The 1,176-nt window shown below is 67.4% G+C and carries 1 protein-coding gene; it reads right to left on the bottom strand.

The genetic code is table 11. From position 1 onward, the window contains the following. Window positions 1-234 precede the first annotated feature (234 nt). Window positions 235-1,176 (bottom strand): substrate-binding domain-containing protein (locus EN742_RS35425; protein ID WP_148670551.1); only part of this gene is annotated, 942 nt, incomplete at its 5' end.

Below are 1,176 nucleotides of genomic sequence, written 5' to 3'. Positions count from 1 at the left end.
ATCCCGACGAGCCGCGCGACCTGTTCGGCATGCTTTTGAGGGCAGGTTTGCAGCCGGCGGCTTGAGGGAATGAGCACGTATCTCCCCCCTTGAGGGGGAGATGGCCGGCAGGCCAGAGGGGGTCGGTTCGACTGGGCTCGGCCTGCTTGTGCAGATGGAGGTTGGCGCTTCATGCGCAGCGACCCCCTCTGTCGCCTTCGGCGACATCTCCCCCTCAAGGGGGGAGATTACGCGCTACCCGCGCAACGGCGCGCAGCTTTCGCGTTCGACGAGGACAGGCGTCAGGACTTCCCGTCGCGACGGCGCGGCCGGCTCGCCGAGACGTTCCAGCAGCAGGCTCACTGCCCGCGTTCCGATCTTCTCCACCGGCTGCGCGATCGTCGTCAACGGCGGCCAGGTGGTGACGGCGTAGGGGATGTCGTCGAAGCCGACCAGCGACATGTCGTCGGGAACGCGCAATCCGCGCGAACGCAGCGCGGTGATGGCGCCCATGGCCATCAGGTCGTTGCAGGCGAATACCGCCGTGATGTCGGGCGCCTGCGTTAGCAGCCGCTCCATAGCCAGCCGGCCGCCGGCGAAATGATAATCAGAATCGACCACTGCTGAGGCAGGCAGGTCGACGCCTGCTTCCCCCAGCGCCCGGGTGAAGCCGCGCAGGCGGGCCGGGCTGGAGCTCGAATCGCGCGGGCCGCCGATGACGCCGATCCGCTTGTGCCCGAGCCCGACCAGGAGCCGGCCGGCGAGAAAGCAGCCGTGATCGTGGTCGACCAGCACGGAATCGACGTTGACGGAATGGATCTCGCGGTCGAGCAGCACCGCCGGCACATCTGGCAACAGACGCGAGAACACCCGCGCGTGGTCGGACGAGCCGGCAAAGATCAGCCCGTCGATCTGCTTGGCCATCAGCACCGAAAGATAGCGCTCTTCCTTTTCGGCGCTGCCGTCGGAGTTGCACAGGATCACCGTATAGCCGGCGACGAACCCGGCATCCTCGATCTGGCGCGCGACGCTGGCGAAGAACGGGTTGGAGTTGTCCGGCAGAAGCAGGCCGATGGTCTTGGTCTCGCCGCGCCTGAGGCTTCGCGCCAGCGAATTCGGGCTGTAGCGCAGCGCCGCGATCGCCGCGCGCACGCGCTCGGCCGTCTCCGGCTCGACATGGCGCGTGCGATTCATCAC

Origin of the sequence: Mesorhizobium sp. M4A.F.Ca.ET.020.02.1.1 (genome assembly GCF_004022645.1) — a bacterium.
Lineage (GTDB): Bacteria > Pseudomonadota > Alphaproteobacteria > Rhizobiales > Rhizobiaceae > Mesorhizobium.
The sequence above is the reverse complement of the archived record's forward strand: the minus strand, read 5'-3'. Positions and strand labels throughout refer to the sequence as shown.